General features: G+C 52.0%; 19 protein-coding genes. 11 read left to right on the top strand and 8 right to left on the bottom strand.

Translation table 11 applies throughout. The annotated features are described in order from the left end of the window. The first annotated feature begins 7 nt into the window (after positions 1-7). Both JYE50_RS01160 and JYE50_RS01155 read left to right on the top strand, forming a co-directional pair. A complete protein-coding gene (locus JYE50_RS01160) occupies positions 8-442 on the top strand; it encodes a class I SAM-dependent methyltransferase (protein ID WP_084096636.1) in 435 nt (144 codons plus the stop codon). A 211-nt stretch (positions 443-653) separates the two neighbouring features. After that, the gene (locus JYE50_RS01155; protein ID WP_084096637.1) at positions 654-2,207 is read left to right on the top strand and encodes an SH3 domain-containing protein; all 1,554 of its coding nucleotides are present in this window, start codon (positions 654-656) and stop codon (positions 2,205-2,207) included. A 55-nt stretch (positions 2,208-2,262) separates the two neighbouring features. On the opposite strand, the gene JYE50_RS01150 is transcribed toward JYE50_RS01155, so the two are convergent. Together JYE50_RS01150 and JYE50_RS01145 are read right to left on the bottom strand one after the other, a co-directional pair. Continuing rightward, positions 2,263-3,066 carry a MerR family transcriptional regulator gene (locus JYE50_RS01150; RefSeq protein ID WP_084096638.1) on the bottom strand — a complete coding sequence of 268 codons (804 nt, stop codon included), beginning with the start codon at positions 3,064-3,066 and terminating at the stop codon, positions 2,263-2,265. Positions 3,067-3,151: 85 nt separating this feature from the next. Beyond that, on the bottom strand, positions 3,152-3,664 hold the full coding sequence (locus JYE50_RS01145) for a nucleoside deaminase (RefSeq protein WP_179138401.1): 513 nt from the start codon (positions 3,662-3,664) through the stop codon (positions 3,152-3,154). A gap of 142 nt (positions 3,665-3,806) precedes the next feature. Here JYE50_RS01145 and JYE50_RS01140 point away from each other — a divergent pair, with 142 nt between their 5' ends. The 3 genes from JYE50_RS01140 to JYE50_RS01130 all read left to right on the top strand — a co-directional run bounded on the left by JYE50_RS01140 (position 3,807) and on the right by JYE50_RS01130 (position 6,492). Beyond that, the gene (locus tag JYE50_RS01140) at positions 3,807-4,751 is read left to right on the top strand and encodes an amidohydrolase family protein (RefSeq protein WP_084096640.1); all 945 of its coding nucleotides are present in this window, start codon (positions 3,807-3,809) and stop codon (positions 4,749-4,751) included. Between the two features lie 36 nt (positions 4,752-4,787). Continuing rightward, positions 4,788-5,525: a class I SAM-dependent methyltransferase gene (locus JYE50_RS01135; protein ID WP_084096641.1), complete on the top strand. Its 738-nt coding sequence runs from the start codon at positions 4,788-4,790 to the stop codon at positions 5,523-5,525. A 76-nt stretch (positions 5,526-5,601) separates the two neighbouring features. Continuing rightward, positions 5,602-6,492 carry a helix-turn-helix domain-containing protein gene (locus JYE50_RS01130; protein ID WP_084096642.1) on the top strand — a complete coding sequence of 297 codons (891 nt, stop codon included), beginning with the start codon at positions 5,602-5,604 and terminating at the stop codon, positions 6,490-6,492. Positions 6,493-6,557: 65 nt separating this feature from the next. On the opposite strand, the gene JYE50_RS01125 is transcribed toward JYE50_RS01130, so the two are convergent. Beyond that, complete coding sequence (locus JYE50_RS01125) at positions 6,558-7,772, bottom strand: glycoside hydrolase family 18 protein (RefSeq protein WP_179138402.1); 1,215 nt, start codon at positions 7,770-7,772, stop codon at positions 6,558-6,560. 264 nt (positions 7,773-8,036) lie between these two features. On the opposite strand from JYE50_RS01125, the gene JYE50_RS01120 reads away from it, so the two are divergent. Together JYE50_RS01120 and JYE50_RS01115 are read left to right on the top strand one after the other, a co-directional pair. Next, positions 8,037-8,639: a sister chromatid cohesion protein PDS5 gene (locus JYE50_RS01120; RefSeq protein ID WP_084096644.1), complete on the top strand. Its 603-nt coding sequence runs from the start codon at positions 8,037-8,039 to the stop codon at positions 8,637-8,639. 95 nt (positions 8,640-8,734) lie between these two features. Then, on the top strand, positions 8,735-9,211 hold the full coding sequence (locus JYE50_RS01115) for an SH3 domain-containing protein (protein ID WP_084096645.1): 477 nt from the start codon (positions 8,735-8,737) through the stop codon (positions 9,209-9,211). A gap of 94 nt (positions 9,212-9,305) precedes the next feature. Here the strand turns inward: JYE50_RS01115 and JYE50_RS01110 are convergent, their stop codons facing one another. The 5 genes from JYE50_RS01110 to JYE50_RS01090 all read right to left on the bottom strand — a co-directional run bounded on the left by JYE50_RS01110 (position 9,306) and on the right by JYE50_RS01090 (position 12,599). Continuing rightward, complete coding sequence (locus JYE50_RS01110) at positions 9,306-9,824, bottom strand: GNAT family N-acetyltransferase (protein WP_084096646.1); 519 nt, start codon at positions 9,822-9,824, stop codon at positions 9,306-9,308. 2 nt (positions 9,825-9,826) lie between these two features. Then, positions 9,827-10,270, bottom strand: coding sequence for a C-GCAxxG-C-C family protein (locus JYE50_RS01105; protein ID WP_084096647.1), 444 nt, complete (start codon positions 10,268-10,270; stop codon positions 9,827-9,829). Between the two features lie 4 nt (positions 10,271-10,274). Continuing rightward, positions 10,275-10,709, bottom strand: coding sequence for a MarR family winged helix-turn-helix transcriptional regulator (locus tag JYE50_RS01100; RefSeq protein ID WP_084096648.1), 435 nt, complete (start codon positions 10,707-10,709; stop codon positions 10,275-10,277). Between the two features lie 156 nt (positions 10,710-10,865). Beyond that, complete coding sequence (locus JYE50_RS01095) at positions 10,866-11,432, bottom strand: helix-turn-helix domain-containing protein (protein ID WP_084096649.1); 567 nt, start codon at positions 11,430-11,432, stop codon at positions 10,866-10,868. A 105-nt stretch (positions 11,433-11,537) separates the two neighbouring features. Continuing rightward, positions 11,538-12,599, bottom strand: a complete 1,062-nt coding sequence (locus tag JYE50_RS01090) for a DUF4003 family protein (protein ID WP_084096650.1) — start codon at positions 12,597-12,599, stop codon at positions 11,538-11,540. A 240-nt stretch (positions 12,600-12,839) separates the two neighbouring features. On the opposite strand from JYE50_RS01090, the gene JYE50_RS01085 reads away from it, so the two are divergent. The 4 genes from JYE50_RS01085 to JYE50_RS01070 are packed head-to-tail and all read left to right on the top strand — an operon-like array spanning position 12,840 to position 14,651. Then, a complete protein-coding gene (locus JYE50_RS01085; RefSeq protein WP_084096651.1) occupies positions 12,840-13,301 on the top strand; it encodes a hypothetical protein in 462 nt (153 codons plus the stop codon). A 17-nt stretch (positions 13,302-13,318) separates the two neighbouring features. Then, positions 13,319-13,651, top strand: a complete 333-nt coding sequence (locus JYE50_RS01080) for an immunogenic protein (protein ID WP_084096652.1) — start codon at positions 13,319-13,321, stop codon at positions 13,649-13,651. Positions 13,652-13,687: 36 nt separating this feature from the next. Beyond that, complete coding sequence (locus tag JYE50_RS01075) at positions 13,688-14,206, top strand: GNAT family N-acetyltransferase (RefSeq protein ID WP_084096653.1); 519 nt, start codon at positions 13,688-13,690, stop codon at positions 14,204-14,206. Further along, a complete protein-coding gene (locus JYE50_RS01070) occupies positions 14,163-14,651 on the top strand; it encodes a GNAT family N-acetyltransferase (protein ID WP_283399243.1) in 489 nt (162 codons plus the stop codon). Before JYE50_RS01075 ends, JYE50_RS01070 begins: the two co-directional genes overlap by 44 nt. Positions 14,652-14,897: the final 246 nt, after the last annotated feature.

The raw sequence follows: 14,897 nt of genomic DNA, 5'->3' as shown, positions 1-14,897 counted from the left end.
AACCGGCATGAAAAAAACGGATAAACTTGTCCGCCTGCTGATGGCGGATATTGAAAACAGGGATATCCTCGAAGCAGCCTGCGGAACAGCGGATTTTTCCCTTTCAGCTCTGCCGTTTGCCCGCACGGCTGCCTGTATCGATCTGGATGACAGCCGGCTGAATCCGCAGGCCCGTCAGAACGGCCTTCACTTTCAGGTGATGGACGCGTCCCGGATGGATTATGCTGATCACACATTTGATACCGTCTTCATCTATAATGCTTTCAGCCATATTTATCCCCAGTGGAAAGAAATAGTGAAAGAATGCAGGCGTGTCACGAAGGAGAACGGGACCATTATCATTGTCAGCACCTGGTCGCTGGACACAGGTCTGATCCGGGATACCTTCGGTGATAAAGCCGTCATGAAGGACGATTTCCTGATCGTCCGGATTGCTGTATAAAAGCAGGCTGCCGCTGTATCCCCTTTACACGTATAAACAGGTGCCGGTCGGCATGACCGGCGCCTGTTTTTTGTTTGCTGCTCTGTATACAATAAAAATATATGGTTACATTTTTCCTTTTCTATGCAATAATTGTAACAGTTGAATCGTTGAATAGATATCCGACATCAATCGGAAACGAATATATCGGGGCATATAGGAGGAAATCACTATGAAAAAGCGCATTCGGTTCGTTATCCTGCTTGCCCTTGTCCTGCTGGCCGTAAGTGTCTGCACAGCGCAGGCGGATGAACCGCTTCCGGCTGAAATCAGCAGTTATTTCAGCGGGGACGCCTACGCCGGAGCATCGATCACAGATACCGCCCGGTGGGGTTCAGGATGGTTCGTCCTCGTTCGCACAGGCGGAGGGGAGAACGTCCTTTACTGCTTTACAGCTTCCGACGGCAAATGGGTTAACAGTTTCTCAACCAGCAAAGCCATCCCCCAGGGCAGCCACACCGTAGAGATCTATGTGACCAATTCCATAGCAGAATTCTCGGCGCAGGAGCATTTTGACGGCCAGTTCCTGGTCATCAGCCAGTATAACGATGAACAGGGATACCTTGAACTCTTTTCCGCGTATCAGCTTTCCTCCTCCGGCCAGTGGAACCTGATCCGGATCATCAGCAAGGACAGCCGCGGAGCCATTGCCATCGGCGATGGTACCGTCACCTACTACAAGGATCTGAACCAGTCCGGCGTAATCGGAACCGTCCAGGGAAAATTCCAGCGGGATCTCCGCTATATCAGTCTTTCCGCTTTCCCCCGAACCTATCAGAAAGCGCAGCAGCGCCTGACAACGCCCCCCGTACTCCCGGAGGATTCTGAACTCACAGCGCAGGAATTCCGCTTTACCGGCGGCAGAAAGTATCCTGTTTATTCCGCGCCGGATAAGCTTTCCCTTCGCGGCGGAAACGGGAAAGCCCAGGTTTCCACCAACGGATGGATCCAGGTTTTCGGAAAAGAAAACGGCTGGATCCTGATCCAGTATTCCATTGACAAAAACCATTACCGTTTCGGATACATTGATGCCGCTTCCCTGCCGAAAAAGGCAAACGCGGCTGACCTTGATTTCCAGCGGATCAGCGCAGTCGCCAATGAAAAGGTCAGCGTAACGGATGACCCGCTTTTCTCCCGGAGCACGCTGACCGCCCTTTCCGAAGGCGATCCCGTCACGCTGCTGTCCATCATGGGTGAATGGGCCTACATCGAAGGCAGCGGTTTCCGCGGCTTTGTCCCCTACACTTCCCTTGCCTTCCCGTCTGCCGCCGCGGAAGGATACAGCATCTACACCGGCAGCAGCGGAGCGCAGTATGATCTGTTTGAGATCCGGAAGCTGCTGTATGACAAGGATCATCATGTATACGCAGTCACCGGTGTTTATGAGCGCGTTGCCACGGATGAGGAGGGAATGTATTTCGGGGACACAGCGGAAGAAAGCCTCGTCACCTATAACCTGGCAGACAATTTCCATGCGGATATGCAGAGTCCTTCCGGACCTGACCCCGATGCTTTCGAGCCCGTCACGGACCTGTATGCCTGGTATATCAACGCCTACCTGGAAGGGAAAGCCCCTGTCGGCAGGGAGCTGATCTTCTCCTGTGACCTGACGGATGAACAGAATGAAACGACAGATGCGGATTTCTGGTTCGTCACCACACAGATCCGCCTGAATGAGAAGAACGAGATCGAATACATGCGGTACCATTACGTCCCGTGGGCATAATGGTTCCCCTGCATGCAATGAAAAAGGAGCTGAGGATTCTCAGCTCCTTTATTCGTTATCCGATCGGGAAACAAACTTCTGTCACATACTCATCCGGATTCTGCGTTTGCACCGGGCCGACGTGATAGATATTGAACATGGGTCCGCTGATCTGGTATCCATTTTCATTGATCCAGGAAACCACGGTCGCCGTCGCGTCCCCCATCTGCTCATAGCTGCCTTTGATAATACAGCTCGCCACCTTCACCGCCGGAAGGGTTTTGAACTTCACATGCTCCGTATCCTCATAGGTCCCCTTCACGGTCATCCAGGTGATGATCTCCACATTTTCTTCCTTGTATTCCTTATCCAGGAATTCCGCTGCCGCCAGGCAGGGATCCGCGGGGATCAGCGGCGTCTTGCATTCTGCCATCATCCCCCAGAGCATCCCCTCGTCCTCATAGTGCGGAACCACCATATGCACCGTGGCCGCGTATCTTTCCGGGATGGTTTTTACTGTAACGTCATAATTCATGATCTGCTCCTTTCTCAGCCGTTTCCTGGCTGTTTCCAGAAGCATCAGCTTATACTCCGTCTCCTTTGACAGTCTGGACAGTTCCTCCTGCCGGGCGGACAGGAATGATTCCATTTTTTCCGGATCATCATAGTTTTCAAGAATCCGGATGATATCCGACAGGGAAAAGCCCATATCCTTCAGGGCAGTGATCCGTCCGATGGTGAACAGCTGATCCTCCCTGTAATACCGGTAGCCTGTAAAGGTGTCGGTTTCCGCAGGCTTCAGCAGTCCGATGTCATCATAGTGGCGAAGCATTCTGATGCTTACTCTGGACAGTTTTGAAAAATCTCCGATCTTCAGCATTGGTTATTCCCTCCATGGATGGTATTTCTGAGCTCGCCACTACTGTAATGTCTGACATAATGTGAGAGTCAATAGTGTTTGAAAATTATTTTTTCCTGTCCTGCGGAATGAACTGAAAACCTTCAAAAACCTTCAGTCCCTCTTCCGGGAGGACATTGCCGACGATCAGCTTCCGGCTGGCTCCGGAGTTGATCAGGCTTTCACAGGACGGCTTCGGTTTTCCGCCGCTGATCCTGTTGATCTCGCTTTGCGGAACCGAATAATAGATCTGCCCGATCCTGGCCCATTTGATCGCGCCGGAGCACATCACACAGGGTTCGCCGGAACAGACCAGGATATAATCCTCCAAGTATACTTTCTGCTGTTCCCGGCAGTATTCCCGGATCACCTGGACCTCCGCGTGCGCTGTCGGATCACACAGCTCAATGCTCCTGGAATGCGCCTTATGGCAGAAACGGTATTCCGGATCCAGCAGAACCGCCCCGTAGGGATTCTCACCGTTCCGTTTAGCCGTTTCTGCTTCCTCAATGGCGATCCGCATATATTCTTCGATCTTTTTCATGATTTCCGTATCCGGGATCGTCTTTACGCTGTCCATATATCTTTTCCTTTCTGTCCGGTGTGGGAAACAGTATAGCACATCTTTTGAAGGAAACAGTACTTCCTTCCGTTTTTTGACGGAAGGAGGAAATATCTGATATGATGCCGGTAACAAATTTCCGGGAACAGGAGGGACAGCCATGACAGCTCCAGACAGCGAAAAGTTCATCCGCGCGCTGGAAGAAGACGACCGGGACAGTCTGCTCTCCTGCAGGAAGAGCGACCTTCACAGCCATGCCGGGAAAGGCTGCCGGCGGGAATGGCTGGAGAGCCGTCTGAAAAGGCCCTTGTCGGAACCTCCCGTTTCCTTTGACGGTCTTGGCGGAATGCAGGCCTGGTTTACCGGTATGATCAAATCCGCCTGCCCGGATTTTTCCGGCAACATTCTCCGCTGGGAAGGCGCCTTTGCGGAGGCAGGCCGGAACCATCTTTCCAGGCTGGTACTGATCTTCGGCACATCTGATATCACCGGTGCCGGCGGTATGGATTCTTTTTCCGGACTGCTTCAGTCCTTCAACCGGAAATACTGTCCGGATACCGTGCTTGAACCTGAACTGACTTTTATGTCTTCCTGTGATCCCCTGGAAGAAGCGACGCAGGCGGAGGAATACTTTGCTTCCGGTTTCTTCAGGTCAATCGACGTCTGCGGCGGAGAAGGCATCCAGCCGGCGGAAGCGTTCCTTCCCCTGTACCGGAAAGCCGAACAGTACGGGCTGGTTAAGCGGATGCATGTCGGGGAGACCGGCAGTCCGGATGATATGGAACGTGCCCTGGATACCCTCGGCCTGGATGAAATCCATCACGGGATAAGCGCCGCTTCCTCCCCGCGGCTCATGCGCATCCTGGCGGACAGGAAGATCCGCCTGAATGTCTGCCCCGCCAGTAACATTATGCTCGGGATCGTCAGCAGCTATGCTTCCCATCCCGTCAAAACCCTGTTTGAGAACGAAGTGCCCGTAACGATCAATACCGATGACCTGCTGATCTTTGGCAGTTCCGTGGAGAATGAATACCGGCAGCTTTACAGGGCCGGTACGCTGACAGCCGCCCAGCTGGATGAGATACGGATACAAGGGTTTGGCTGATACTTTAATCAATGAAAAAAGAATGGAGAATAACACATGTCTGAAGCAATAAAGAGATACCGGAACGTTGTGGACCAGCCCTGGGGCAGGATGTTCTACGATCTGATTTACCGACAGCTGGATATTCCGGATGACAGGAGTCTGGAGATCCTGGACTTTGGCGCGGGTTTCTGCCTGACAGCGGATCATTACGCCGGGCATCATAAAGTCACCGCCGTGGAGCCGAATGAGGAAATGATCAGCCTGCGGGTACAGGAAAACAGCTATACCCTGGTTCCGCAGGGAGCAGAATACCTTTCAGAAATTGAAGACAGCACCTTTGATGTTGTCCTTTGCCACAATGTCCTGGAATATGTGGAAGATGCCGAATCAGTGCTGAATCAGCTGGTCCGGGTGCTGAAACCCGGTGGCATCCTGTCGGTTGTAAAGCATAATGACCTGGGCCGGGTTGTTGCCTATGCCGTGCTGAATGATGATCCCCGGGCTGCCCTGGACCTGCTGTGCAAAGAAGAGGCTGAAGACAGCATGTTCGGAAGCCGGAATGTGTATGAGAACGAACATCTCGTCAGCTTCCTGGCTGACCGGATGGAGCTTGCTGACACTTACGGGATCAGGACCTTCTTTGGCTTGTCTTCCAATAATGAGATCAAATATACCGATGAATGGTACCGGTCCATGCTGGAGCTGGAAACAAAAGCCGGCACAATGGATGAATACAGGAAGATTGCTTTCTTTAATCATCTGATCTTCCGGAAGAAGCCGGCTATCATATAACGGAAACAGAACCACAGGAAATATCAAAACATCCGGATCCGGGCATGATATCCTGTCGGATGCGGGAGGCGAATACATGAAGGAATGGGTTGAAACCGTCCAGCATATGATAGACTGGATTGAAACGCACCTGGATCAGACCCGGATGCTGCATGACCTCTCTGAAGAGATCGGCTATTCCCCGTGGTACTGCTCGGTGCTGTTCCACGACGTAACAAACATGACCATCAAATCCTACGCGGCCGGCAGGCGTCTGGCCCGTGCCGCGGAAGAGATCCGGGACACCCGGGAGCGGATCCTGGATACTGCCGTCAAATACGGATATTCTTCCCAGGAAGCCCTGTCCAGGGTTTTTAAGGAACAGTATGGATGCACCCCGGCTGTATACCGGAAGAATCCTGTTCCGATCCGCCTTCAGGTTCATAAGGTGGTTCTGCTTCCCGACTACAGCGAAACAGGAAGGATCACGAAGATGGAAACATCCCGTCTGTTTATCAAAGTGGAACACATCCCGGCCCACAAATACCTGGGGATCTGGGAAGAAAAAGCAGCCGGGTACGGTGACTTCTGGAATTACCATGACGAGGATGATGTCTGCGGCTTTGTGACAAGCATGGATAAACTCGCCCACCCCATCGTCACGGCCCATACTGCCGGATGGAAGGAAGCAAACGGAAAACGGTTCTATTTCTATGGAACCGGTGTGCCGGAAGACTACAGCGGCCCTGTTCCGCAGGGATTTGAGCTCCGGGAGATTCCCGCCGGTGATTATCTGGTTTTCGGCTATCCCTCCTTCGACTACATGACCGAAAACGCGGATGTCATGAACGCGGTGGAAGAACTGGCCTGGAATTATGATCCGCATATCCTGGGATATGAATGGGATGAGACTGAACATCCGGATTACCAGAGGCACTGTCCCGAAGGACTTGGTTATCAGGTCCTCCGCCCGGTCAGAAAGGCATGATCAAAGCCGAACCCGTAACGGGTTCGGCTTTGACACTTTATGGAGGATTTTATGCCTGAAGGACCTCAGGGGTGAAGCCCTTTATGCATCTCAGTGATCATCGGCCAGTCTCTGTCGATGCTGTCGCCGTGCACTTCCCAGACGATCAGGCCGCCCAGCTTGTTTTCGTTGATGTAGGCCAGCTTGGCTGCCAGGGAATCAGCGCTGTCATAGGTGATGAAATTGAGATAATCGTCGGATTCAGGATCGTCGTTCCACAGATACGCCGCTTCCTTTTCCTTATCATAGCCCTTATGCCATCCGGGAGTTCCCTCTTCAACAGCGGCCTCCTCAATGGCGATCAGGTCATGCCAGGTGAAATCGTCGATCGCGTCCGCGGCGGCGCCGACAACTTCTTCAGTCGCTTCACGGATCTTCCAGCCATGGCTGTACAGCGGAGAACCGATGGTGATCTTCTCAGCAGGCACGCCCTGCTCCAGCAGGTATTTCACAGCAGTATCCGCGGAAACTTCGCCGAGCAGTGCCGTATGATGGCCGGTGTTTTCTTCCCAGGAGCCCGCCATGTCGTAGGTCATCAGGTTGATCTTGTCCACATAGGGATGCAGGGAAGCGTAATCCTGCTTGCTCAGGGACCAGCCCACAGAGGCACCGGCGCAAACGGTCAGGAGCTTCGTGCCCTGTCCGAAATGCTCGTCCAGCGCTTCGCGCAGTTCTTTCAGCAGCAGGGTGTAGTTGGTCCAGTCGTCACCCACCACCGGGCAACCTTCATCGCTTTCATCCTCAGGTTCCCGTTCCACACCGGGATACTCCCAGTCGATGTCCAGGCCGCCCAGGAAAGGATAGGCATCCAGCGTATCCAGGCAGCTCCTGATGAAGGAGCCGCGGCTTTCCGCTGTCAGTGCCATTTCGGAGAAATGACCGGAATCCGTCCATCCACCGATGGAGATCAGGATCTTTGTGTCGGGATACTTTTCCGCGCATTCCGCGTACTGCGGGAAATGAGCGTTGGGGTTGTCCGGATCGGTGTCAGCCCAGGGGTCAGTGGATACAACGGCAAAGCCGCCGTCCTGGGGAATTACTTCCCAGAAAGCGTGGTTAACGCAGTCCAGCCGGTCCCACGGCAGGCCCTTGACGTCGCACCGGGCGTCGGAATAGATGTTCCAGTTCGGGAAATAAACCGTCACGCCGGGTTCCTCCTTTGCCTGCTCAGCAGGAGCAGCAGCCAGGAGCAGTCCGAGAGTCAGGACAGCCGTCAGTAACACGCAAATAAGTCTTTTCATACCAAGCCCTCCAAATGTAATTGATTGTCCCTTGTGTGGCCACATTCTATCACACATATATTCTGTCGTAATTGACTCCCTTTGTGCTGTTGTTGTCAATCATTGTGCTGTTATTCACATTCGTCCGCAGGCACCGGTTCATGTAACTGTCCGTCTTCAGAAACAAACCTTTCTTTTTCCTTTGACTGCGCGGCCGTTCTTCTGGTATGATCATTGCCGTTGCTGAAAAAACGGACATACGGGAAGCAGAAGGAGGTTGGAAACTTGAACGAATCAGAACTCTACAAAGATCTTGGAATGCTGACAAAGGACAAAACCAGGTGGAAGGAGAGCATTTCGTATGTTTCTTCTTTACTTGATCATGAATCTGAAAAGATCCGGGCCAAAGCACTCTGGCTGCTTGCGGAGATCGGCCTTGAATACCCTCTGCTGGTGAAAGAAACCGTTCCCGCCATTGTGTCTTTCTGCAGCAGTCCGGTCCCCCTTCTGCGGGAACGGGCGGTAAACGCCCTCGGCCGGATCGGCCGGGGCAGTTATCAGGTGATCGAACCATACTGGGCGGACCTGTTCCGCTTTGCCGGGGACGAAGACCCCAAGGTGCGGCTGAGCTTCATCTGGGCTTCGGAAAATATCGCCACAAACACACCCGATATCTATGAACATTCCATGCCGGTGTTTGAGAAGCTCCTGCATGATCCTGATGACAAAGTCAGGATGGAAGCGCCGGAAATCTTCCGGGTACTTGGTAAGCGCAGACCGGAATTCGTCAGGCCTTATGCGGACCTGCTGCGGGATATTTCCGAAACCGATGAAAACCGGGTTGTGAGGATCCATTCCCTCGGAGCGCTCCGGGCAGCCGGTTTGTGAATGCAGGAACTGATTCCCGTCTGCCGGGCAGTCGGGAACAAAACAGCCTGCTGAAGCGTTATATAGATGTATCATGATAAAGGAGGACTACTGTCATGAAGAAACATGTTTGGATTACTATTCTGATCGTAATGACCCTGATCATCGGCAGCATCTGGACAGTCCAGGCTGAAATTATACCGCCCTACGGCGAAGGCCAGATCGGCCTTTCAGCCGTTGTTCTGTGCGAAAACCTGACCGTGCGCCAGGCGCCTGTTGCTGATACCGGAATCATCTCCTCACTGCAGGGCGGAGATCGGATCATCGTCATGAAGCAGACTGACGGATGGGCTGAGATCAGCACTTCGGATTCCGAAGATGATGCCATTATCGGCTGGGTGAAATCAGACTACCTCGCCATTGATCCCGCCTGGTACCACACGGACAAGGCAACGCCGGTATACGCATGGAATGATACTGCGGCGCCGAAGGTCGGTCTCCTGGACAAGGATACGGTTCTCCCCATCCTGAAGGATGACGGCGGTTGGATCGTTGTCGGTCTGCGCGGCGCTTCCGGATGGATTCAGAAATAAGCCATAAAGAGACTTGCGAACAAATAACTCCAAAGGAAAAGATCCTGCCACGGCAGGATCTTTTCTTCATCCGGATCAGTCCGGTTTTCACTGATTACAGTTTTTTCTGCAGCCAGAGGAGGTCATACCACCTGTCAAATTTCTTTCCGACCCCTTTCATCTGTGCCACCAGGGTATATCCCTCCTTCAGGTGATACTTGTAGCTGTCATGGGAGAGGTATTCGTCCTCCTTTTCGCAATAACCCACTCCGGCCAGCAGGTTCACGATCCCCTGATCGCGCAGTCTGCCTTCCAGTTCCCTGTACAGCAGGGATCCCGCGCCCTGCCTGCGGCATTCATGGTCGATATAGATCGATGTTGTTGCCGTCCATTGATACGCTTCCCTCGGACTGTATCGGCCCGCATATGCGTATCCGATCACTTTTCCCTGTCTCTCACAGACCAGATAGGGATACTTTGCCTTGATTTTACAGATCCTCTCCCTGAATTCGCTGACTGACGGCGCTGTATATTCAAAGGAGACTGCCGTATTCCGCACATAATAGGCATAGATCTCTGCAAGCCTTTCGGCATCTTCTTCCTGGACATCGCGGATAATCAGACCATTGTCCATCCTTACTGCCTCTCTCCGATTATTTTTTCCAGCACTGTCACCGCGTTTGCAACAAGCTGCGGACACAGTTCCTTAAAAAGGTTTTTTTCGCGGGCGTATTGTTTGCCTTCAGGGGTTGATATGTCGCACCCGAGGATTTCCCTGCACAGATAAGAGCCGCAGGCTTCCTCAAACCCCCTGATCATCCGGTCGTTTACCTCATTGGCGGTCTGCCTGCTTTCTTCATCCGCCAGGTCATACTGTCCGTATAAGGAGCCAAGCACCATCAACGCCCCTGAACACGCACCGCATACTTCTCCCTTTCGCATTCCGCCTCCGAAACAGGCGCCGATTTTCAGTGCCTGCTCCTCCGAAAGGCCGCATTCATCCGCATACGAGGCTAAAACCGCCTGGGAGCAGTGAAATCCATTATTGAAATATTGCACAGCTTTTTCCTGTCTTGTCATACGATCATTTACTCTCCGCTTTTCTGCAGGCTGCATTGTAGATCTTCAGGGCTTCAAGTACCTGCTGTCGTTTATCCTCTGCTATATTGGCAAAAACCCCGGCAAACTTCCCGTACATGTCATTCTCTATCTTCTCAAACCTGGCCTGTCCGGCTTCGGTAAGGGTAAGCACAACACTGCGGCGGTCTTCCATGGATGGCTCCCGGTTCACATATCCCTTCCGGACCAGCTCCTCAACCCCGCGGCTAATGCCGCTTTTATCCAGTCCGACTTTTTCGGCCAGTTCTTTCACACAGATCCCAGGCTCCCTGCCGATCTCGACAATCAGGAAGCATTGTGACTCATTAATGCCGCACTGGCAGCAGTCAGACTGGTTCAGATACGCCAGATGGCATTCCAGTTCCCTGGTGTATTCACGAAAAAGCTTTACCTGGTCCATAAGCTCATCCTCCTTATGCCCGGTAGGATATCTCTTTTAGTTGCGTTTGTCAACTGTTTATTATTGCAACTATTTTATAACATCACAGGAAAATCAAAAAAGCACCTGCCGCAAAGCAGGCACTGTATATCAGGTTTTTTCCGGATTATCAGATGATCAGTGAAACGCGATCCACGCGACACCAAATCCAAGGGCAGCGCACGCCACGACCGCGATGATCAACTGATAGTTCCGTTTTCCTTCTTCCCTCGCCTTTTCGATATTGTCCAGTTTTTCACCGTTCGTGAAGGCAACGATTTCCTTATATGTATGGATATCATGTTGCTTTTTGACCTTCTCAAGTTTCACGGCATAGAACAGTGCCGCGGCGAACAGCAGCCCCCAGATGACGATGCCCGGTATGCCGCACCATTTCCACAGCGGGAAAAGCAGTACCACACACGCGATCAGCAGGATCGCGTAGATGTTGCTGTCCCGTTTAAAGTTACGAATGTCAGCCTGGTCAATTGTCTCTTTCATGATTTCGATATCTCCTTTAACCAATGTGTCAAGGGAGACGTGAAACAGATCACCCAGCATCAGCAGGCTGTGGATGTCAGGATAGCTTTTGTCGTTTTCCCAGGCGGAGATCGTCTGCCGTGTCACATATAAACGCTCTGCAAGTTCATCCTGTGTCATACCGCTCTGGTTCCTGTATTCCTTCAGCCGCTTTCCAAGTTCCATCTCATCGTCCTCCTTGCAGCCACAGCATATCGAAACCCGGGCTTTTCATCCATCAAATGTACTTTACACCGGCTGTTCCGCCCGTGTCAAAACATCTTTACATCCTTATTTTTCAAGCTTTTCAGCGGTGTCTGTATTGACATCACCGGTTTTGTCATCCGTCCCTGCTTTCGTGTCGGATTTGCCCAGGAATTTGGCAGCAAATTCCACGGCATGGATGGCCAGCGAGATCCGCTTGGCCTGTTGCTGGGCGATCAGCATATCCAGGGTATTGGTCATCACGGTAATGTTCACCTGGCTTGTCCCCGCGTACTGATCGGATACGATCATAACCGCGTGCATGGCCCGCTGTGCCAGGTCTTCTTTCTTTTTCCCATAGAGATTCTGCTCAGCCAGGAATTCATCCGCTTCCCGGATTTCTTCCACCAGTTCGGTAACCGGTCTGTCCGACAGGGACAGAGCCGCAAGGGGTGCCAGTTCAGCGGAATGACCGTATTCCACTCCGGTTTCCTGCAGGGCGTCATACAGTTCGATCACCCGCTGTGTCCTATCCTCCGCCGTACCTGCGGCCATGGAAAGAACCTGGGCCGCCGTCTGCGATCCGCTGCCGTTGGAGAACCGGGCCTTCAGCAGCTGATAGCCGTCTTCTGTCTCTTCAAGCAGTTCATCGTCCGTTTTATCCGAAAAAGCGAGCAGCATCGCGAAAACGCTGTCCGTGTTGTCTGTGAGCATCCTGTGCTTTTTGTTCATCCGGCGGTACAGTTCCCTGCCCCGGGTTACGGTTTCCAATGTCACGTTCCGGTCCGCCAGGTCCGTAAGCAGGAAAGCGGTCAGCACAAGATACTCTGTTCCCTTGAACTGTTTCTTCAGCAGGCGGAAATAATCGTTGGCCTGCACCATCCTGCTTTCCGGATTCTCACCAAGTGCCAGCATACCGGAAAGAAGGCAACGGATCTTCCTGCTCCGGAATTTGGAAAACGCCCCTGTGTTCTTTTTGATCACAGCCCGGCATTCTTTCAGCCTGTCCGCGTCCGCCATATGACCGTTAGCGCAAAAGATGTTGGCGCATACCGCATAAAGGGCGCTGTTGTCCCACCTGAACGCTTTCTTCACCGCTTCGCGGTTGGCTGTATAGTCTGTGCAGAGTTTTTCCAGTTCCGGTTTCATATGAATCTCTCCTGTAAGTGAGCAGTTTGTATCCAATGGTTGTATTATATGCACCGCACACAGTACGTACAAGGTGTACAGCGTTTTTCCGCAGTACTTTTCCGGATGTTATCCTCTGCCGTGTTTTCTCCCGTCCGCAGTTTTTTTCACTTCCATTGTTCTTCCCTTTTGACGGAATCATAAGCCTTTTGATATGATGATACCGCTGACATCAAATCATGTCATATGGAGGATAATAAAATGGACAGGGAAAAAGTAACAGCTCTGTTTGAGAAATATATCCGCAAGCTCCGCATTACCCCCGCCTGGGATGTAAAGCTGGAATTCGTTGAAGATCCTGAATGGCGGAAAACCGGGGACTTCAAGATCGACTGCGATGACAGGAAGGCAATCCTGCTGCTGAACGCGGTTTCACCGAAACAGGAGAACATTGAGGAAGTCATCGTCCATGAACTGATGCATATCAAGATGTATCCACTGGACCAGGTAACCGAATCCCTGATCAAAAACTGTTTCGAGGATGGTTCCGCCGCAAGCCGGTTTGCCTACCAGCAGTTCTTCACCACCCTGGAGCAGACCGTTGAGGAAATGGCGAAGTGTTTCCTGCTGGAGTTCGGGGAAAACCGGGATCTCTCCTTCGGCAGGTGCGCCGTGGCCAAATCCTTCAACGAGCTGTATAACGGACTGAATAATATTGAATAAAAGGATAATGGACCATCATGAAAAAAGCATTACTGATCCTCTTGTGCCTGCCGCTGGCAGCATTGTTTTCGGGATGCGCAAAGAAAGCCGCTGTCAAAGACACAGTCACCGGAAACATGAAAACATACACCGAAATGGATGACGGAACATGGATGTGTGATAACTATACCTACAAATACCGTCTCGAGATCTCCGGAAGGATGCCGAACGCGGCCGAGGATTCCACCTTCGTCTGGTTAAGCAATATCGAAGAGATTTCTTTTGACCAGGCCTATAAAGCCGCTGGAGTCAGCAGCGATACGGAAGATTATTTCCCGCCTGAAAAAGCAGTCCTTGTGGAGATGCACTAACCGAAAGAATAATTCATTTCATCTGTGGAGAATACGATGCTGATCAAAATCACAAAATACGAAGACCTGGATGAAAGAAAGCTGATGGATATCTATTCCGAAAGCAACTATGAGAACACGGATTATTTCTTTCCCGATGAACCTGACAAGGAGAAAGCAGCCCGGCAGGTCGAAGCCGGCTTCCTTGATTTCCTGAAGAACGACTTTTTCAGCAAGCCTGAGGCCGTCGTCTGGGTTTGCGAAGAGAACGGAACCTGGCTCAGTGCTTTGAGAACATGCAAAGTCAGGGATGTATATTACCTTGAGGCCCTGGAAACCCACCCGGATCAAAGGAAAAAAGGCTATGGAGCCTTACTGCTGTCAGCGGTTGTGGACGCCATGAAAAAGGAAGGCCCCTTCCGGCTGTGCGACTGCGTCAGCAAAAAGAATTTGCCGTCCCTGAAAACTCATGAAAAATGCGGCTTCCGGATCGTCTCGGAAGGAGGCTACGATTATCTGCTGGAGGAAACGGATGACCGTGATTTCGGGCTTGAGTACCGTTATCCGGAAGCATGATAAAGAGAAACAGATGGTCACTATAAAGGAAGAGCGGGTTTCCGCCGCCGAATACATTGATTTTCTGAAAAGAACGGACCTGGGTTCCCAGTATCCGAAAGAACGGTTTGAACAAAGGATCGAAAAGCTCGTCCGGAACGTATCCATCAGCCTGATCGCCCGGAACGGGGAGGGCCTGATCGTCGGCGCTTTGTTCGGGCTCACCGATTTCTGCTACTGGCTTTATATCACCGACCTGGGCGTTGACAGGAACTACGAGCGTCAGGGAATCGCCACCCGGCTGATGAAGACCGCCCATGAGATCGCCGGCGGTGAAAAGGACATAGCGGTATACCTGATCGCCAATGAGGACGCCGTGCCCTTTTACGAAAAGATCGGCATGAAAAAGGCGAATGACGTCATGCAGTATAACCATATCGAGTGGACTGAATGGACCGTGGAATAACAACAATCAAAGCCGAACCTGTTTATGGTTCGGCTTTGTCATTTCAGGTTTTACTTTGATTCCTGTCCTGTCCGTTTTTTCCGGGATATATACCGAAAGAATATCACCAGCCCGATCAGTATACCCGCAATCACACCGCCCGGGACAGAGGGTATCCTGTAAAGCACACCGGCCAGCAAAAGCATCAATATGGCATAAAGCACGCCAAACGCCCGGCACACATACGGACGCACCCGGTACATCTGA

Origin of the sequence: Aristaeella lactis (genome assembly GCF_018118585.1) — a bacterium.
In the GTDB taxonomy this organism is placed as follows: domain Bacteria; phylum Bacillota; class Clostridia; order Christensenellales; family Aristaeellaceae; genus Aristaeella; species Aristaeella lactis.
This window is presented reverse-complemented; position numbering and strand designations above follow the sequence as displayed.